This window comes from Streptococcus acidominimus, assembly GCF_001921825.1.
GTDB classification, from domain to species: Bacteria; Bacillota; Bacilli; order Lactobacillales; family Streptococcaceae; genus Streptococcus; species Streptococcus acidominimus.
Window position 1 is genome coordinate 1 of sequence record NZ_MSJL01000103.1, and the last position, 1512, is coordinate 1512.

The 1512-nt window shown below is 41.1% G+C and carries 3 protein-coding genes; 1 reads left to right on the forward strand and 2 read right to left on the reverse strand.

Annotated elements, in window-relative coordinates; translation table 11 throughout:
- The coding region (locus BU200_RS10475; protein ID WP_142237006.1) for an IS3 family transposase at window positions 1-242 on the forward strand (242 nt) is incomplete at its 5' end.
- A gap of 81 nt (window positions 243-323) precedes the next feature.
- Here the strand turns inward: BU200_RS10475 and BU200_RS10480 are convergent.
- Window positions 324-1325, reverse strand: coding sequence for a LacI family DNA-binding transcriptional regulator (locus BU200_RS10480; RefSeq protein WP_075100052.1), 1002 nt, complete (start codon window positions 1323-1325; stop codon window positions 324-326).
- A 52-nt stretch (window positions 1326-1377) separates the two neighbouring features.
- Window positions 1378-1512: transposase (locus tag BU200_RS10485; protein ID WP_211268960.1), on the reverse strand; the 135-nt coding region annotated here is incomplete at its 5' end.

Below are 1512 nucleotides of genomic sequence, written 5' to 3' on the forward strand. Positions count from 1 at the left end.
ATTTTACAACACAGGCTGGCATCACTCTATCCATGTCACGAGTTGGGAAATGTATCGACAATGCACCAATTGAAAGTTTCTTTGGGCATTTCAAGACAGAGTCTTATCATCTCAAGAAATACAAGACTTACGAGGAGCTAGTCGCAGATGTGGAAAGCTATATCCAGTTTTACAATACACAACGTTATCAAGCTAAATTAAACAACCTGACCCCTTGGGAATTCAGGAATCAGGTTGCTTAATATCTTTTATTATTTGACTGTCTACTTGACAGGGAGCAGTTCAGAATATGCCGGTTTTGAGCTTTTTTATTTGTATAATGTTTACAAGCTACTCTTTCGCAGAGTTAATTGTGTTCCTAGCTTCACCATACGGGGGTGGTAGGTAGTCGGTTTTTTAAGCATAGTGTCTACTAAGTCAACCGCCTGGATACCCATTTCTTCGGTAAAGACTGTTATGCTGGATAGGGCGGGATATACTTGTTTGGTAATGGGGGTGTCATTAAAAGTGATGATCTGGACACGATCTGGAACGGCGATTTGGGCTTCCTGCAAGGCGCGAAGGGCACCGACTGCCAGGCTATCATTTGCGATGAAAAAGGCAGGGGGCAAGTTATTTCCCAAGCTGTCAATCGCTTCTTTCATCAACTGGTAGCCGGATTGGCTGGTGAATGAGCCAGTAAAGACAAATTGTTCTTGATAGAGGTTGCGATCAGTTAGGTATTGTTTAAAGGTTCGTAGCCGTGGGTCTAGCAAGGTCACTTCCTTATCATAGGTTTCTTCTTGACCTGCAATCATACCAATTTCTTTAATGCCCTGTTCGAGATAATGGTCAATGACTTGAATAACAGACCGCTTGAAATCCGTTGTTACGCAGGAAAAACCATCTGCGAGTGTATCGAAATCTACAAAGACCAATTGTTTGTGAAGTCTAGCTAGTTCAGCCATCTGGTGCTGACTAAATTTTCCAATGGCAATCAGGGCATCGACCTCTTTTAGCAGAGGTGAGTCAGTATCGTGGAAACAGCGAACGATGTCATAGCCTAGTGCAAAGGCGCGTTGTTCTAAGCTGATCCGAATGGAGTAGTAGTAGAGATCATCCAATTCTTTGCTTTCTGTATACCATTGGAGAATACCGATTTTTCGTATATTGCCGTCTGGCTGTTGCTTGGTTAGGTGTTTGGTATAGCCTAACTCTTGGGCAATCGCAAATACTTTTTTGCGCGTATCAGGACTGACAGACAGGCTTGCATCATCTTTTAAGACACGGGAAATCGTCGCAGTAGATAATTGTGTTTTTTGTGCGATATCTTTTAAAGTAACCATAATGCTTCTCCTCAGTTCTTCTTCATTATACCATAGTTTAGTTAAAATATAGTTATTGAGTTTTAAAATAGTACAAAAGAGATTCATTTACTGTTTTGCATGTTTTTAAAAGTTCTGTGATTGCTCTCTTCAGATTTGCCCAAGCTTTCTCAATGGGATTTAATTCTGGTGAATAAGGTGGAAGAGG